This is a genomic window from Paenibacillus sp. IHB B 3084 (genome assembly GCF_001447315.1).
Lineage (GTDB): Bacteria > Bacillota > Bacilli > Paenibacillales > Paenibacillaceae > Paenibacillus.
In genome coordinates this window covers 4,555,883-4,569,969 of sequence record NZ_CP013203.1, presented here as the reverse complement: position 1 = coordinate 4,569,969, position 14,087 = coordinate 4,555,883, and the positions used below count along the sequence as shown (strand labels likewise).

Annotated in this window: 15 protein-coding genes and 1 pseudogene; 4 read left to right on the top strand and 12 right to left on the bottom strand. The window is 42.9% G+C overall.

Annotated features, from left to right (window positions below):
• Window positions 1–118: 118 nt before the first annotated feature.
• Together ASL14_RS21455 and ASL14_RS21450 are read right to left on the bottom strand one after the other, a co-directional pair.
• The gene (locus ASL14_RS21455) at window positions 119–1,585 is read right to left on the bottom strand and encodes a transthyretin-like family protein (protein WP_134913385.1); all 1,467 of its coding nucleotides are present in this window, start codon (window positions 1,583–1,585) and stop codon (window positions 119–121) included.
• Window positions 1,586–1,877: 292 nt separating this feature from the next.
• Window positions 1,878–3,343: pseudogene (locus ASL14_RS21450) on the bottom strand (hypothetical protein).
• 1,024 nt (window positions 3,344–4,367) lie between these two features.
• Between ASL14_RS21450 and ASL14_RS21445 the strand changes: the two are divergent.
• The gene (locus ASL14_RS21445; protein ID WP_134913384.1) at window positions 4,368–4,856 is read left to right on the top strand and encodes a hypothetical protein; all 489 of its coding nucleotides are present in this window, start codon (window positions 4,368–4,370) and stop codon (window positions 4,854–4,856) included.
• Window positions 4,857–4,894: 38 nt separating this feature from the next.
• Here ASL14_RS21445 and ASL14_RS21440 read toward each other — a convergent pair whose 3' ends face one another.
• The 6 genes from ASL14_RS21440 to ASL14_RS21425 form a co-directional block, all read right to left on the bottom strand.
• Entirely contained in the window at window positions 4,895–5,725 is an 831-nt protein-coding gene (locus tag ASL14_RS21440) for a siderophore biosynthesis protein (RefSeq protein WP_134913383.1), read from the bottom strand.
• Between the two features lie 9 nt (window positions 5,726–5,734).
• Window positions 5,735–6,187 (bottom strand): ATP-binding protein, encoded by a 453-nt coding sequence (locus ASL14_RS21435; RefSeq protein WP_134913382.1) that lies wholly within the window; start codon window positions 6,185–6,187, stop codon window positions 5,735–5,737.
• A 3-nt stretch (window positions 6,188–6,190) separates the two neighbouring features.
• Complete coding sequence (locus ASL14_RS27505; protein ID WP_189338197.1) at window positions 6,191–6,415, bottom strand: hypothetical protein; 225 nt, start codon at window positions 6,413–6,415, stop codon at window positions 6,191–6,193.
• On the bottom strand, window positions 6,339–6,500 hold the full coding sequence (locus ASL14_RS29670; RefSeq protein ID WP_442953269.1) for a hypothetical protein: 162 nt from the start codon (window positions 6,498–6,500) through the stop codon (window positions 6,339–6,341). The genes ASL14_RS27505 and ASL14_RS29670 overlap by 77 nt, the downstream gene beginning before the upstream one ends.
• Before the next feature lie 153 nt (window positions 6,501–6,653).
• Window positions 6,654–6,767, bottom strand: a complete 114-nt coding sequence (locus ASL14_RS28380) for a putative holin-like toxin (protein WP_223264084.1) — start codon at window positions 6,765–6,767, stop codon at window positions 6,654–6,656.
• Between the two features lie 84 nt (window positions 6,768–6,851).
• Complete coding sequence (locus tag ASL14_RS21425; protein WP_134913381.1) at window positions 6,852–7,502, bottom strand: hypothetical protein; 651 nt, start codon at window positions 7,500–7,502, stop codon at window positions 6,852–6,854.
• A 170-nt stretch (window positions 7,503–7,672) separates the two neighbouring features.
• Between ASL14_RS21425 and ASL14_RS21420 the strand changes: the two genes are divergently transcribed.
• Window positions 7,673–7,888, top strand: coding sequence for a helix-turn-helix domain-containing protein (locus tag ASL14_RS21420; RefSeq protein ID WP_134913380.1), 216 nt, complete (start codon window positions 7,673–7,675; stop codon window positions 7,886–7,888).
• 646 nt (window positions 7,889–8,534) lie between these two features.
• Here ASL14_RS21420 and ASL14_RS21415 read toward each other — a convergent pair.
• The gene (locus tag ASL14_RS21415) at window positions 8,535–8,978 is read right to left on the bottom strand and encodes a hypothetical protein (protein WP_134913379.1); all 444 of its coding nucleotides are present in this window, start codon (window positions 8,976–8,978) and stop codon (window positions 8,535–8,537) included.
• Between the two features lie 398 nt (window positions 8,979–9,376).
• Here ASL14_RS21415 and ASL14_RS21410 point away from each other — a divergent pair, with 398 nt between their 5' ends.
• Window positions 9,377–9,805: a DUF4395 domain-containing protein gene (locus ASL14_RS21410; RefSeq protein ID WP_134913378.1), complete on the top strand. Its 429-nt coding sequence runs from the start codon at window positions 9,377–9,379 to the stop codon at window positions 9,803–9,805.
• Window positions 9,806–9,822: 17 nt separating this feature from the next.
• Here ASL14_RS21410 and ASL14_RS21405 read toward each other — a convergent pair whose 3' ends face one another.
• Together ASL14_RS21405 and ASL14_RS21400 are read right to left on the bottom strand one after the other, a co-directional pair.
• The gene (locus ASL14_RS21405) at window positions 9,823–10,170 is read right to left on the bottom strand and encodes a Na-translocating system protein MpsC family protein (protein WP_025685630.1); all 348 of its coding nucleotides are present in this window, start codon (window positions 10,168–10,170) and stop codon (window positions 9,823–9,825) included.
• 270 nt (window positions 10,171–10,440) lie between these two features.
• Window positions 10,441–10,869, bottom strand: a complete 429-nt coding sequence (locus ASL14_RS21400; RefSeq protein WP_134913377.1) for a MarR family winged helix-turn-helix transcriptional regulator — start codon at window positions 10,867–10,869, stop codon at window positions 10,441–10,443.
• 156 nt (window positions 10,870–11,025) lie between these two features.
• Here ASL14_RS21400 and ASL14_RS21395 point away from each other — a divergent pair, with 156 nt between their 5' ends.
• The gene (locus ASL14_RS21395; RefSeq protein ID WP_134913376.1) at window positions 11,026–12,336 is read left to right on the top strand and encodes an amidohydrolase family protein; all 1,311 of its coding nucleotides are present in this window, start codon (window positions 11,026–11,028) and stop codon (window positions 12,334–12,336) included.
• A 209-nt stretch (window positions 12,337–12,545) separates the two neighbouring features.
• Here the strand turns inward: ASL14_RS21395 and ASL14_RS21390 are convergent, their stop codons facing one another.
• Window positions 12,546–14,081: a right-handed parallel beta-helix repeat-containing protein gene (locus ASL14_RS21390; RefSeq protein WP_134914605.1), complete on the bottom strand. Its 1,536-nt coding sequence runs from the start codon at window positions 14,079–14,081 to the stop codon at window positions 12,546–12,548.
• Window positions 14,082–14,087 lie beyond the last annotated feature (6 nt).

Genomic DNA, 14,087 nt, shown 5'->3' with positions numbered 1-14,087 from the left:
GGCACTCTAAGTCGTATGTATAATGTAATGTGACCCTGTTTCTATATATATCGGACAAAGCACATATGGAATGAATATATGCTTTGTCCTAAAAATGAACAAATATTAAAGCAGTTAATCAACCGCCATAAATACTGTAAGCGAAGTGATATACAATATCTGTGTCTATAATCGAAGTACCCCTAACCTGAGCAGCTACCCCTGAGAGATCAAAATAGTGTGTAAAACTGATTGGTCCAGACAGGTATTCCGCAATACTTCCAGTTGAATGTGGCAGGGAAACGGTAACACTAAAGGCCCCATTCTGATCCGTATAAGTTGTGCCTGTACGAGTGCGATTGCCGCTGCCTTCAGTCCAGTTCTGATTCAACCATGTCACATCAACAGGCGCATTTGCAACAGGATAATTATCAGTTGTAGTAACGACACCCTTCACAGTAAAATCACTGGTTCCAGTAACACGGTAATGACGACCGTAAGAATAGGTTGGGTAGTCACTAGGGCCATTTTTAGAAGAATCGTAACCGTTAATTACAATTTTTCCAGCCCGAAGTACGGGTTTAAGTGTTAGTGTATATAAATGGTCGGCTGAATACTGATTTGTTGTGTACACTCGCACATAGTAGCTTCCCGTATTCAAAGAAACATTGTGATTCGTTTGCGGGAGAAGCACCATTTGGTTGTCGCTGAGAGCTCCATAAACTTCCGCTTTGTAACCATAGCTTTCCGAAACACTGTCGAGCTTTACATTCAAAGCATCATAATTACGGCTTGCGGGGATCGTGATTTGATACCAGTCGTTATCAATGCCTGAATGGATGGAACGTGAGTTAAGGGAAGATCCACCCGTACTAAAGGTAAAGTTATAAGCATGAAAAGCGCTCTCATCCGGCTCATATGCTTCGTAGCTGGAACTTGTATCGACAGTTAGATAGAAGGGATCATTAATGCTAGAGCCCTTCTTGGCATGAACTGCAATCGCATAAGCTTTTTCAGATCCGATAGCGTTGCGCGCTCCTACGTTTTCGGGAAGTGATGCAGCCCCCTGTTCATAATTGTTAAAATAAGTCCCGTAGGTGGAAGCGTCAATAGCATTGGGATTAATGTCACCTGTCGTCATATCAAACTCGTATAAGTATAAATCATAGTCAAGCTGTGCTGAAAATGGACCATCCAGCTGAGCTTGCAACAATTCGCCGGGCTGCAAGTAGATTGGGTATAAAAACTGTGTACCTCCCTCTTCCGTAATCGTACCGGAATACGTAGCAGTAGATGCTGTGGCTGCTGTTGGGCTTGCTTTCAGCGAAGGAACAGTTTCTTTTTTCAATGAGGGTGTCTCTGGTGTCTTGAAGTTGAGATCTTCCTTCATTGCATACACCGAAGAAGTAATACTGTCCGGCTTGTCTGCCCCCGTTAGCTGCTTAATAACATCTTCATTCACAGCTGTTAGCTGAACATTGGACTCCGCCCTAATCGCTTGGTCCGATACCCTCTCTGTGCTTTGACTCGCGTTCGCAGTCATCCCGAAGGCAAACAGGAGCATCGTACTCAGCATAACTGCAATAGCCTTTTTGAACCTCTTCATACTGAAATCCCCTCTCAAATGGTTTAAGGAATTCCCGCTATTCCCCGGATAAACCAGGGTAACTTCTAGGCTGTATGACTCTATCATAAAACACTTCTAGTTCTAATGGAAGATACTGTACTAAATATTTTTATTTGTAATATATGATATCAGGACCATTGGCGTATATAGTAATGTAGTGTGGCTGAATCAAAAAAACATAAAGAGCCGCCTTTTTCGAAAATGGAAAGCATTCAGCAAGCCATTCCGAAAAAAAGCGACTCTTATGTATTACTCTACATCAAAAGATGAATTAATTTCTAATACTGTAAGCAAAAAGATAAATAATATCCGTTGTACTAATCGAGGTGCCGTCGACCTGAGCCGCTACTCCTGTAAGATCATAATAGTGCGTAGAACCAATGTCCCCAAATAATCTACATTTCTTCCTGTAGATTGTGGAAGGGAAAGTGTCACACTGAATGCCCCGTTATTATTCGTATACGTAGAAGCCGTTCTGGTACGGTTACCGCTGCCCTCGCTCCAGTTCTGATCCAGCCAAGCGACAGTGACAGGAGCATTGGGAACCAGTTGACCATCCGTCGTTTTAACGACACCATTCACGATCAGGCTGCTGCCTCCATTAATACGATAATGACGACCGTATGAGTAAGTTGGATAGTCATAATAGCCATTGGAATTATAGCCAGTAATTTCAATTTTACCAGCCTTGAGTACTGGTTTAATGGTTAGTGTATACAAATGGTCGGCTGAATACTGACTTGTTGTGTACACTCGCACATAGTAAGTTCCCGTGTTCAAGGAGACATTGTGATTGGTTTGCGGGAGAAGCACCATTTGGTTACCCGTGAGCACTCCATAAACTTCCACTTTGTAGCCGTAGCTTTCCGAAGCGCTATCCAGCTTTACATTTAATGCATCATAATTACGGCTTGCAGGTACTGTGATTTGATACCAATCGTTATCTACACCGGAATGGATGGAGCGTGAGTTAATCGAAGAACCTGCGTTGTTAATCGTAAAATTATAAGCATGAAAAGCGCTCTCATCCGGCTCATATGCATCATATTTGGAGCTTGTATCCACAGTCAGATAGAAAAGATCATTAATACTTGACCCCTTCTTGGCATGGACTGCAATCGCATAAGCCTTTTCAGATCCAGTCGTGTTGCGGGTTCCTACATTTTCGGGAAGTGATGCGGCTCCCTGCTCATAATTGTTAAAATAAGTACCGTAGACGGAATTGTCAATGGCATTGGGATTAATGTCACCTGTCGTCATATCAAACTCATATAAGTGTAAGTCATAGTCAAGCTGTGCTGAAAATGGACCATCCAACTGGGCCTGCAACAATTCACCGGGCTGCAAGTAGATCGGATATAAAAACTGTGTACCTCCCTCTTCCGTAATCGTACCGGAATATGTAGCGGAAGACGCTGTAGCTACGGCTTTAGCTGACCTTGGACTTGCTTTCAGCGAAGGGGTAACTTTCTTTTTCAAAACAGATTTCTGTGGTGTTTGTAAGTTAATATTTTCCGTAATGGCATACACCGAATCTGTAATGCTGGCGGGCTTGTCTGCCCGTGTTAAATGTTTAATGACGCTTTCATTTTCGGTTGTTAGCTGAACATTGGACTCTGCTTTAATCGCTTGATCCGTTTTAGCCTCTGTGCTTTGACTCGCGTTCGCAGTCATCCCGAAAGAAAGCAGGAGCACCGTGCTTAGCAGCACCGAAGTTGCCTTTCTGAACCTATTCATACTGAAATCCCCTCTCAAATGTTTTACTAAATTTCCGTTATTTCCAGATACATCTGGAAAACTTCTAAGCTGTCTACCACTATCATAAAACAATTTTGGTTCTAATGGAATATACTTCTTAAAATATTCTTATTTGTAATCCGTGATAATTAAGTCACCGTTTCGGAACTATGTGTACTCGCCTCCTACACTTTTCTCTCTCTACTCTTCTTTCCTAAAAATCACGACGAAAAAGGCTCCCCTAATTAAAAGGGAGCCTTCTTTGAGTTTCAAGCTAAAAAACTTGAGCACACATCTTGAGCGCACATAATGTACTTTTCGCAAAACACGTAAAAAGTTATTTTGAGCGCTGTGCTTCAATCTCGCACTCATATAGAGTGCGACTAACAATTGCATGGAATTGGCTACTCGCTTTTGATACATTTCAATCCACGCACTCATATAGAGTGCGACCAGCGCAGAAGCTATTATTATCTATCCCAAGATAGTATTTCAATCCACGCACTCATATAGAGTGCGACAAAATGTATACAACCTCAAGCTTGCTAACCGATACGATTTCAATCCACGCACTCATATAGAGTGCGACAGGGGGCTTTAGCCAGACCATCTGAGGTACCAAGGTCAATTTCAATCCACGCACTCATATAGAGTGCGACAGCGAAAATGCAGTAATTCATACCCTAACGATATCAATTCCACACATTACCGTAAAAACTGATGCCCAATAAGCTTGGATCAACTATTAACTTTTACGGATAGATAACCAATCCAACACTTTTCGACAAGTTTCGAGGTGCGAAGGACCCGGGATTTTCATGTGCGCTTGGGGTTCGCACCGAATCGGCTTCTATATGGTTACCTATTTTTAATGAACAGATCAATCAACTTAGTTTCGACACTATTTTACCATAAAAACCCTACCATTCTCTTATTTATACGATATAATAAAATGATATGGATAGTTCTTTTTGACTACAAGGCACATCGAATTACCCATAACATACATAAAAGGGGAATACAGATGAAAAAACTTAGCGTATTTATGTTGGTATTATGTTGCTTTTCCATTTTGGCAGCCTGCTCTACCGATCCGGTAAAAAAAGATTTAATTACCTATGTGAATGATGGAATGCTTCCCTTAGCACAAGATGAAAAAGCAGTAACTGATAAGTATGAATCCGTGACCGGAGATAAATACACAGATGATCTAACACTATATAATACTTTAAAAGACAACATTATCCCCGAATATACCAAATTCGTTGATAAGTTAGAAGCTGTAAAGACGGAAACTCCTGAGGTAAGAGCCGTCCACGAAACCTACATCAAGGCTGCTAGTACTCAAAAGGAAGCCTTCATTATGATGGTTGATGCGTTGGAAAAACAGGATATGGGCTTAGTCAATGAAAGTAACGCCAAACTCAGCGAGGGTAGAAAGCTATTCCGAGATTTTGGCGAACAGGTCAACGCACTTGCCAAAGAGCATGATGTGACTATGAATAAGAAATAAGATTTAAAACTCCCTTTTTGGGAATTTTTTCTATATACCTACGAATATTCGAAGCAAATAACCGCTTTTCTTAATTCTCTGTCATAAAATAAATAGACGGAATCCGCCCCAAACGCTTGAAAATAATATCCCGTGAAAGAACCGATATAGGTAAAAGTCTCGCCATTGGCACATTTAGGTACATGAAGCAAGTTCGTATGTTCGAACTGGAGCATCTCTTCGATAGATTCACCATATTCCTTTATATAGCTTTGGGCCTCTTCGGACTGAAATGCGATATCAACCAATATACCGTTGACTTCAGGAAAACTCAACCCCCAACCACTCGATTGTTTGTCCTCAAAATCGCGGGTGAGTTCTTCTACAGACTCTGTGGCATCTCCAAAAGAGGAATAAGGATAAATGTTGTTATTTTTCAGAAAAAACGCTTTGCGGGATTGGTAGTCTTGTTCATTAGCAATGTAAGCACGCTCTACTTCATCCAACGACATGACTTGTCTTTTCACCCGTAGATACGCTTTATCCCCGGTGGATTTCAGCGTTTCATAGGCAGCTTCCAACTGCTCTTTCTGATGAAGGATAAAATAATCCCAATCCGCTTCGAATTTGTATTTACCATCCATCACATCAAACCCCAGCATATCTTCCTTCGTGAATGTGATGTGAAATGACTGGGTATCCTCACCTACACTGCTCTCGTGAATTTCTTTTACGGAAACAAAATGCAACCACTCGTCCTGCTCCGGGAACAAAAATTGAAGATTAATCGAGCAAATCGGCAAAAAATGCTTCCGATAATGTTCAAGATCACCAACAAATACGTCCTCATATGCTGGAAAATGTTTGATGTATTTCTCAGGTATATTCATATTTTCCTCCTACATTGTGTGATTATCCGTCAGCTTTTCGACCCGAAACGTTCCTTCACAGGATGTAACGCTGTACAGCTCATCAAAACCTTCTTCGTAGCTCGGTACTTCAAGCTTACTCATTACGCTTTTAATACCGATCTCAGGAATATGCTCTTTACCTGTCCGTTCCTCATTACGCTTAATAGATTTTGCAAAATCAGGTTCAAAATAGTAGCCTATAATTTTAAATCCCTTATTTTTTGAAACAGCTATATATTTTTTCCGTTCCTCGGCCGTCGGATTCGTATTGTCCACAACAAAGCGCTGCATCGTTTCGATGGAGGCTTGAAGATAAATATTTTCCCTGTTCCGTGTTTTAAGCATGTCTAAATTTATTCTCATATGTGTTTTAAAGAAATACTCTTTATAAAATGTCGATTTTCCAGAAGCCTGAATTCCTATAAAAATGACACATTCCAACTCTCACACATCCTTGTCCAAGTAGACGTATTGGTTGATGTAGTTTGTTTCTGATAGCCCCACCTTTGCGATACTGTTGCTTGGTAATACATACCCCGCGCTTTTGCCAAACGGAAGATCATTCCAATTTACTCCTTTTTCCACAAAAAGCTTATCTTTCGGTTGTTTCCCAAAAACCATGCTGTACTTTGCCAGGCTTGATATTCTGGCGTTCGATACGTAACTCATTGCGCTTCTCGTCTTCTAAATGTGCGCAACACGCAGCATCATGGAAGCTTCCATTCCATTTCTCAGCCGCACTGCCATCTGCAATACACCAAGGACAAATGGCTTCATAGGACTGTGATCCACATCCATTTTTGTTGAATATCCATCTTATATATATGTCCTCCTCTATGATGTATGGTCTATATCCATTTTATTGAATTGTAACAAACGGGTTTGAAATCTGCTATAAGTGGGCCGTCTACTTTCTGTTGTGTTGGTTCAATGCGATTAAGATGGTGACAATTAATCCGATCAACGCAACCAGCAGCGTACCGAACATCATCATTAATGTCAAAGCATCTTTAACCTCCACAGCCCTCACATCCTTTGCAGGAGACTAGCCAACTGCCCACCCAAGCCATTTTGTCGTCAGCGTAGCAACTATACCTATGGCTTGTTATGTACGGGCATACATTTCCTCTTCTACTCTTTCAATCGCTTGAATCAGCGTCATGTGGGGGTCCTCATGCTTATACTGCATGGCCTGTTCGCCTGTACCGCCAGCATCACACCATTCCCAGTACATATGCACATCTACGGATTCCAGAAAATATACAGATAAGGCTTCGACCGGATTCATAGCATACATCGCCATAAAGGCTTCATTCGAGAGTTGCTCATAACGCAGGTATTCGTCTTTCATCAGGTGGAGCAGATGCTGGATTGCCTGATCATTCACATTAATAATACGACGGATGAACGCATTGCGTCTTTCAACGGTATTCAGTATGATTTGCATAGCATGACGAATCTGCACAGCTTCGGGACTGATTTTGAGCAGGTGAATTAAATCATTAGTGGTTAAATTAGGGTTCCAAGGAGCTGGCTCAATAATCCGTGTCCATGCATCGTTATGCCCTCTTTCAAAAACCTCAATCGCGTCCGAAACATCGACACCGATGGTTTGCCATTTTCGTTGAAGTGCATCTACAATATGATAATAGTGTAGCTCTGCCGCTCCTTGCTCTCCCTTTTCCTGCTCCCACACCTGATTCATGCGTACAATATCCTTGATCGCTTGCACATTCGCTTTCCGTTTTTCAGTCATAGGTATCATCCTCCATTGAAATTCTGGTAAAATAGCAATAGCAAAGCTAAGGGTATGTTCGTTACATCCCTTTGGGTTGTAGTATGCCAGTCTCGTATATGCCCTTAGGGTCATAAAATAAATATAACTATATGGTCATATTTTGTCAACGATATATGGAGGAAATCCAAATGTTAAAAATCAGAATCAAGCTAAAGCAAGTTCTCAAAGAAAAAGGTATCACTCAAAAACAATTAGAAGAACTATCCGGTGTTTCACAAGCAAGGATATCCAAACTAAGTAGTGATGACCGACAAGAAGTGAACTTGCTTATGCTTGAAAAGATCGCTCATGCTCTGGAGATCAAGGACATTTCCGTGTTAATGCAGTTTGAAGAAACAGAATAGCGTGATTTGTGCATGTTAGCGTGGGAATACATTAAGGAGTCTGTGTTAAAACGGGCTTCTTTTTTGGTGTTCAGCTTTTTAGGGCGGTGGTCCGAACAGTTCCACATCTATAAAAAAGTTGTTCATCATGAGTTTATTAGCATTTTATAACCAACATAAAAAAGGCTTGCCAAGTTCTTAGGCAAACCTTTTTTATTTCAAAGAAAAATGAGGAACGTCATAACTGTGCTACATGTGTGGTATGAGAAATACGTGCTTTCAATTCACGCTCCTACATAAGGAGCGACCAAAAACTCATTCGATTGCGCAGCCAAAGCTTCCAAAATTTCAATCCACGCTCCTACATAAGGAGCGACTTAAGTAAACTTGCTGATTACAAACTTCAAAGGATTTCAATCCACGCTCCCATATAGGGAGCGACAAGTAATGATGCAGCTCACGATCAATAAACAATCTGATTTCAATCCACGCTCCCATATAGGGAGCGACAGCACGCCTTACAAAGCCTTATCCAGCAAGGCTTTGTAAACGCTTTTTCGCGAATGTCTTTTCAACTCACCAATAATGTTAGAAATCACACCCCAAAATCGCTTTATCCCTTGTCTGGCGCGAGGTGCGAATGTTCCGGGTCCCTTGCCTTGTTCTGTTATAAATTCTTTTTCAATTCCTGATCCTTTTGCTGCTCACTCAAATGCTGTAGTTCCTTGCTGTCATACACTAGACTCAGGGCGGGTTCGAAATTATCACCATGTAAATCAAGCAAAATTTCTGTGTCTTCTGTCTCCCATACTGCCTGATAATGCAATTCGCCTGTCGCTACAGCCATTCCCCATTGGCTTGGTGTATCTTTGTATAACTCTCCCTTCCAAAGGGTATCATCACTGCTAGGTTTGCCGTATTTCTCCGTTAGGCTCTTTTTTAAGTCATTATAATTCTCAATATACTCATTTTTATTGGTATGTTTTTCGGTCACTACATAAGCTGCACGAACCAATTGATCATCCACAAATAAGTACATGAGTCCGCTTTCCAGTCCCAATATCTTGGAATAATAGCCAACTGACTCATGATCTTCTTCCTCAACCTTCATATCTTCAGATGCCTTTTACTTGTTCTTTACTCATTCCCCAGCCTACGTTGCGAAATGAAATTTTACCTTGATATCCCTTATTTTCAGTCGCTATCGTCTCATGCACAGATGAACTGGCAGAGCCTCCTGATGTATTTGAACTTGTAGCACTCTCTGTACTCGTGGTATCGCTCTTGGAAGTAGTACACCCCGATAGAACGACCCCTGCCACGCATAAACATAAAAATATCTTTTTCATAAACTGACCCCTTTACCGAATATATACCAAAACTCTACCATGACTTTGGTAATGGGTCTATGGTAATGATCATTCAAACCATTTTTCAGCTATCAATTCCCCAACTATTACGTTATAATGATCTCAATTATTTTATTCCGATGTGAAAAGAGTGATATATATGAATCAAGCTCCAGCCTCGATTCCCCGTCCGTTGGTCAGGGCTAATCAATGGGTGATTGTGCTGTCTGTGGTCTTTACCTGGATTACAGGGGCGTATGGGGTGTTAGCTATTCCGCTTGTTGCGGGGTTACTCGGTGTGCTTTTCAACTTCAATCCGGTAATGCGGGTAGCCAAGCTGTTTTTAAAGAAAAGTCCTTCCTCATATGTGCAGGAGGACCGGGGACAGCAAAGATTTAATCAGCTCCTTGCCGTCTTTTTTCTGCTGGTGGCTCTGGTAGGGTTTACGCTCCAATGGAGTATTGTCGCTTATGTGTTCTCGGCGATGGTGCTGGTGGCGGCATTGGTGGCTATTCTGGGCTTTTGTGTCGGATGCTTTATTCTCTACCAATGGTCCCAATATCAATATCGGAGAAGAAATCACGTATAGATTGTCTCCCCTTCATCCTATTTTGCAACAATCGTATCCTCAAATACAAAAACGGAGATAGCTATATCTTCCTCCACTTTAATATCCGAAAAGAGGTGCAGCAGTCGGGAATCCATGTAATCCTCCAGTTCTTTGTTGAACTGTACGGGATAGATTTTTTGAACCATTTTGGTTCGGGCTGCATGCACCATCTCTTTCCCGGCAACCTCTTGTGCCAGAAACTTTTCGGATGGGGTTAAATTTCCATACAGCATCGTGATGGCCATGTTATCTACAAAGGTTGTATGTATGCGTTCCGGGCCTTTTCCAAATAGCTCTTTACGTACTTTTCGAATAATTTCGTTAAAACCCGTTTCCCTTCTCATATCGCACCGCTCTCCTAAAATCTACTAAAATCCCTATTACTATTTCCATCATAACCGATTCCTATCATATAAAACAGAGACTAGCGAAAGTGATTTTTGGAACATGCTCTAGTTGCCTTTTTTGGGTATTGATAAAAAAAGCTGGAGACGAATACTAAGTGTTAGACTGGAGTGTTTGATATGGCGATATTTTGAGAAGGAAAATCGCCTCATCCCGTGCTGTTTCGGTATTTTCTTTGAAAACAGACGTCAGGTAGATTTTATCTGCAATTATAAGCGTTCATTAATTCTGATTAACATTTCCTCTAAAATTTGCTTTTCCTCTTCGGTCAGGGCTTGGACAATTTCGTCCTCCACCTTTTGGAAAGAGTCACTAAAAGCTTCAATTAATTCAATGCCTTTTGGTAAAGCATAAATATTTTTTTGCCGTTCATTATTGGCCGGGATTTTGCGCTCAATGAATCCTTTTTGCTCAAGACCTTGAAGTATGCTTGTAATGCTGGCTCCGCGCAGATGAAACCGATCGGCAAGATCCTTCTGAATTAAATCATTTTCTTGATTCTCGTAGATATAGCTAATCATTTTTCCTTGTTGAGCATTTAATCCCAACTCTTTTATGCTCTCGTCCGCTCTTTTCTTTAACTTAAGACCGATAATCTGAAACAAATCCAGATAAACCGTATCCTTTTGGGTTTTCATAATCGTACCTCCTCAAATTATTAGAAGTCTAATTGTCAGTAAATAAACTATATAAATCTCTAAACTGTTTGTCAAATAAAAACTAGTTTATTGACAGTCGTAAAACTAACAGTTAGAATTCTAAGTGTTTCAAATTGAACACTAAGGAGGAACGACATGAAGAGTGTAACTCAAAGCTCTACGTTAGAAAAAGTTACAGCGATTACGAATGTACGTATTTTCGATGGAGAAAAAGTTATTGAGCCAAGAAATGTTATCATCCATGGGGAAACCATTATTTCGGTAGGCGGAGACCTTCCGACGCATGCAACGATCATCGATGGGGAAAATGCGACATTATTGCCCGGCCTGATTGATGCGCATGTCCACACTTCAATCGGTGGGTTACGAGATGCTTTAAAATTCGGCGTTACGACAGAGCTCGAAATGAACGGCGATTTTACGGAAAGAGGACGCGAGATCCAGTTGAAAAATGCGAATGACGTCGCTGAAGTCCGTTCTGCTGGCACAGCGATCACCGCTCCGGGTGGTCATCCGGATGAATTATTTCCGCATGGGGATGAAATACCTGAGTTCGTATTAAAGGAATTGGAAAAGTTATCGGAGGAAGACCGGAAAGCTATGCTAGCCGCTTACGCTCACGATCACGAAAAAGTGCCCCAAGTGACGACTGTGGAAGAAGCGATCAAACATGTGCATACCCAAGTGGAGAATGGTGCCGACTATATTAAGATCATGATTGAAGAAGGGACGGTCATGGGTGCCCCTGGACTGCCTGTTTTAAGCGACGAGATTCTAAAAGCAGCCGTGGCAGAAGCCCATAAGTTCGATAAAATCGTCATAGCCCACGTCTTGACGGCTCATTCTTCGCAAACCGCCATCGATATTGGGGTCGACGGATTGGGACACTTATTTCTCGACAGGCCCGAATACACATCTGAGTTGGTGAAATCCATAGCGGATTCAGGCGCATTTGTTATACCGTGCTTGGTATTGAACTCATCCATTCTTGGGAATTCGGCATCAGAATTGGCGAATGATCCGCGTGTTTATTCGAAATTAAGTCCGGAATGGATCGATATTTTGAACTCTAGCTTCCATACTTTCCCACAAGGCAATATGGAGAATAGCTTTAAAAATGTGATGGATCTTCACCGTGCCGGTGTGGATATTCTGGTCGGGACGGATGTCGCCCCCGTTCCCGTTCCGAATCTTGGCGGCCTTGCTCATGGAGCCAGCGTCCATCATGAAATGCAGTTGCTGGTTAAGGCAGGGTTCACTCCGACAGAAGCGCTTCAGTCGGCTACCGCAAAACCGGCCCGTTGCTTTGGGCTTAACGATCGCGGCCGTATTGCCGAAGGTGCGCTCGCTGACCTTATACTAGTAAACGGTGATCCGACAACCAACATCTCGGATACCTTGTCGATCAAATCCGTGTGGTTCAAAGGTGTGCAACAACTATGTTAATCAGAGTCGATATCCCCGTACAATGTCGTCAGAGCGATTGCATACGTTATTAACGAACCAGACGATGTCAGTGTAATCGAAATAATTATCCGGCCGCCCTCACAAACCATATAAAAATCCGGTATTTTTTGATTCTGTGCAAGGAACATTGTAAAAAGTGCGCACCGCATGGTTTCGGTACGCACTTTTTTTATCGTTGAATATGAGACTTATTCGTAGGCACCGATGTTCACAGCGACTCCCTGTACTCTGGGCTTCCCGTCAATATCCAGCGTTCCAATGATGGCACGGTCCGTGTTCCCGGCATCGATCGCCGGTGACGAAGACTGCAAATGGAAGTCGCCGTTCGCGGCATTCACGAATTTAGGATCGACAAACAGAGAATGCGTATCGTTGCCGGTCCCCGATTTGTACGCGGAGAATCCCGTATACTCTTTATTTTTCCAGATCCAGTTGGCTTCCGAGCTGCCGCTCGGAGCAAAATATAAGTTATAATCCACAACATTGCCGGAATTTTTGGTGTATCCATTGGAGATCAGCATATCCGTGGAGCTGGCCACGAAAATATTGTTTTTGATCACGTTGTTTCGCGTATCGTACTGAACCAAAAGCTGGCCGCTTCCGTCGTCAAACGTATCGTTCTTGTATAGCGTATTGTTCACGATCTTGCAGTTTACCGTTGAGCCGCGCTCCTCATTGTAACCGCCCATGGCAATGCCAGTCAGCCGGTTGTTATATATCACGTTGCTGTGGACCGTAATATTGCTGGTGGCTTTGCCTGCATGCTCGGAAGCAATTTCGACGCCGATGTCGTTGTTGTAGCTGTAGTTCTGCTCGATAATGCTGTCCTTGCCTCCATCCACATAAATGCCGCCGGCCGAGTTGTCATCGCTCTTGTAAGATGGGTTATTTTGAACAGAATTATTGTACACCCGGTTGCCCTTCACCAGCCCGTTTCGCGCCTGATCGTAAGCAGTATTCGGCGCAGTTCCCTCAAAGCCGATCAGATCAATCCCGATGTTGTCATTATTGTGAATGAGGTTGTCGGTCACCGCAAAGCCGTCCACGTTGCCGTTTAAAACGAGCGATTCGCTGGAGCCCAGCACGAGATTGTACAGCTCATTGCCGCTGATCGTAAGGTCGTGAATCGAAGCCGGAGCTTTCGTGCCGTAAACAGCGATACCGTGAGCGTCCCGGCCCAGCCGATCTTTGCCGGTCGGGGTGACCGTGTTTTTGATGTCATGGATTTTGTTGTTGGACAGATTAATGAAGCCGCCCGAACCGTGGACATAAATACCTACAGGCACCGCATTCTTGGAAGCAGTGGTGAAATTACGGATTTCAAACCCCTGAACGGTAACGTGATTGACATCGGCCAGTTCGATCAGCCCTTCGTTCCCGCTGACCAAAAGTCCGGTGCCGTCAATGATGGCAGTCTCCGTCCCATAGTTGGTAAACACAATGGAACCCTGCGAGGCGGAGCCAGAGCGGGTGATCTTCAGTTTCTGATTGTACACGCCGCCCCGGACGTAAACCGTGCTGCCCGCAGGAACCACGTCGGCCGCATGCTGCAGCGTCTTCCACGGCGCGTCGCTCGTTCCTGTGTTGGAGTCGCTGCCGCTCGTGGCCACACAATATTCTGTATCGGCCGCGGAGGCAGCGGGAGGCTGCACAATTCCTACCGCCAGACCAAGCCCCAAAACCATGGCTAAACCTACCATAAAAATTTTCCCTAATTTCTTCATGGTCCT

Coding starts and splice junctions, on each gene's coding strand:
- ASL14_RS21455 (WP_134913385.1), bottom strand. CDS start 1,585: ATGAAGAGGTTCAAAAAGGCTATTGCAGTTATGCTGAGTACGATGCTC.
- ASL14_RS21395 (WP_134913376.1), top strand. CDS start 11,026: ATGAAGAGTGTAACTCAAAGCTCTACGTTAGAAAAAGTTACAGCGATT.
- ASL14_RS21420 (WP_134913380.1), top strand. CDS start 7,673: ATGTTAAAAATCAGAATCAAGCTAAAGCAAGTTCTCAAAGAAAAAGGT.
- ASL14_RS21445 (WP_134913384.1), top strand. CDS start 4,368: ATGAAAAAACTTAGCGTATTTATGTTGGTATTATGTTGCTTTTCCATT.
- ASL14_RS21440 (WP_134913383.1), bottom strand. CDS start 5,725: ATGAATATACCTGAGAAATACATCAAACATTTTCCAGCATATGAGGAC.
- ASL14_RS21400 (WP_134913377.1), bottom strand. CDS start 10,869: ATGAAAACCCAAAAGGATACGGTTTATCTGGATTTGTTTCAGATTATC.
- ASL14_RS21410 (WP_134913378.1), top strand. CDS start 9,377: ATGAATCAAGCTCCAGCCTCGATTCCCCGTCCGTTGGTCAGGGCTAAT.
- ASL14_RS21405 (WP_025685630.1), bottom strand. CDS start 10,170: ATGAGAAGGGAAACGGGTTTTAACGAAATTATTCGAAAAGTACGTAAA.
- ASL14_RS21415 (WP_134913379.1), bottom strand. CDS start 8,978: ATGAAGGTTGAGGAAGAAGATCATGAGTCAGTTGGCTATTATTCCAAG.
- ASL14_RS21390 (WP_134914605.1), bottom strand. CDS start 14,081: ATGAAGAAATTAGGGAAAATTTTTATGGTAGGTTTAGCCATGGTTTTG.
- ASL14_RS27505 (WP_189338197.1), bottom strand. CDS start 6,415: ATGAGTTACGTATCGAACGCCAGAATATCAAGCCTGGCAAAGTACAGC.
- ASL14_RS21425 (WP_134913381.1), bottom strand. CDS start 7,502: ATGACTGAAAAACGGAAAGCGAATGTGCAAGCGATCAAGGATATTGTA.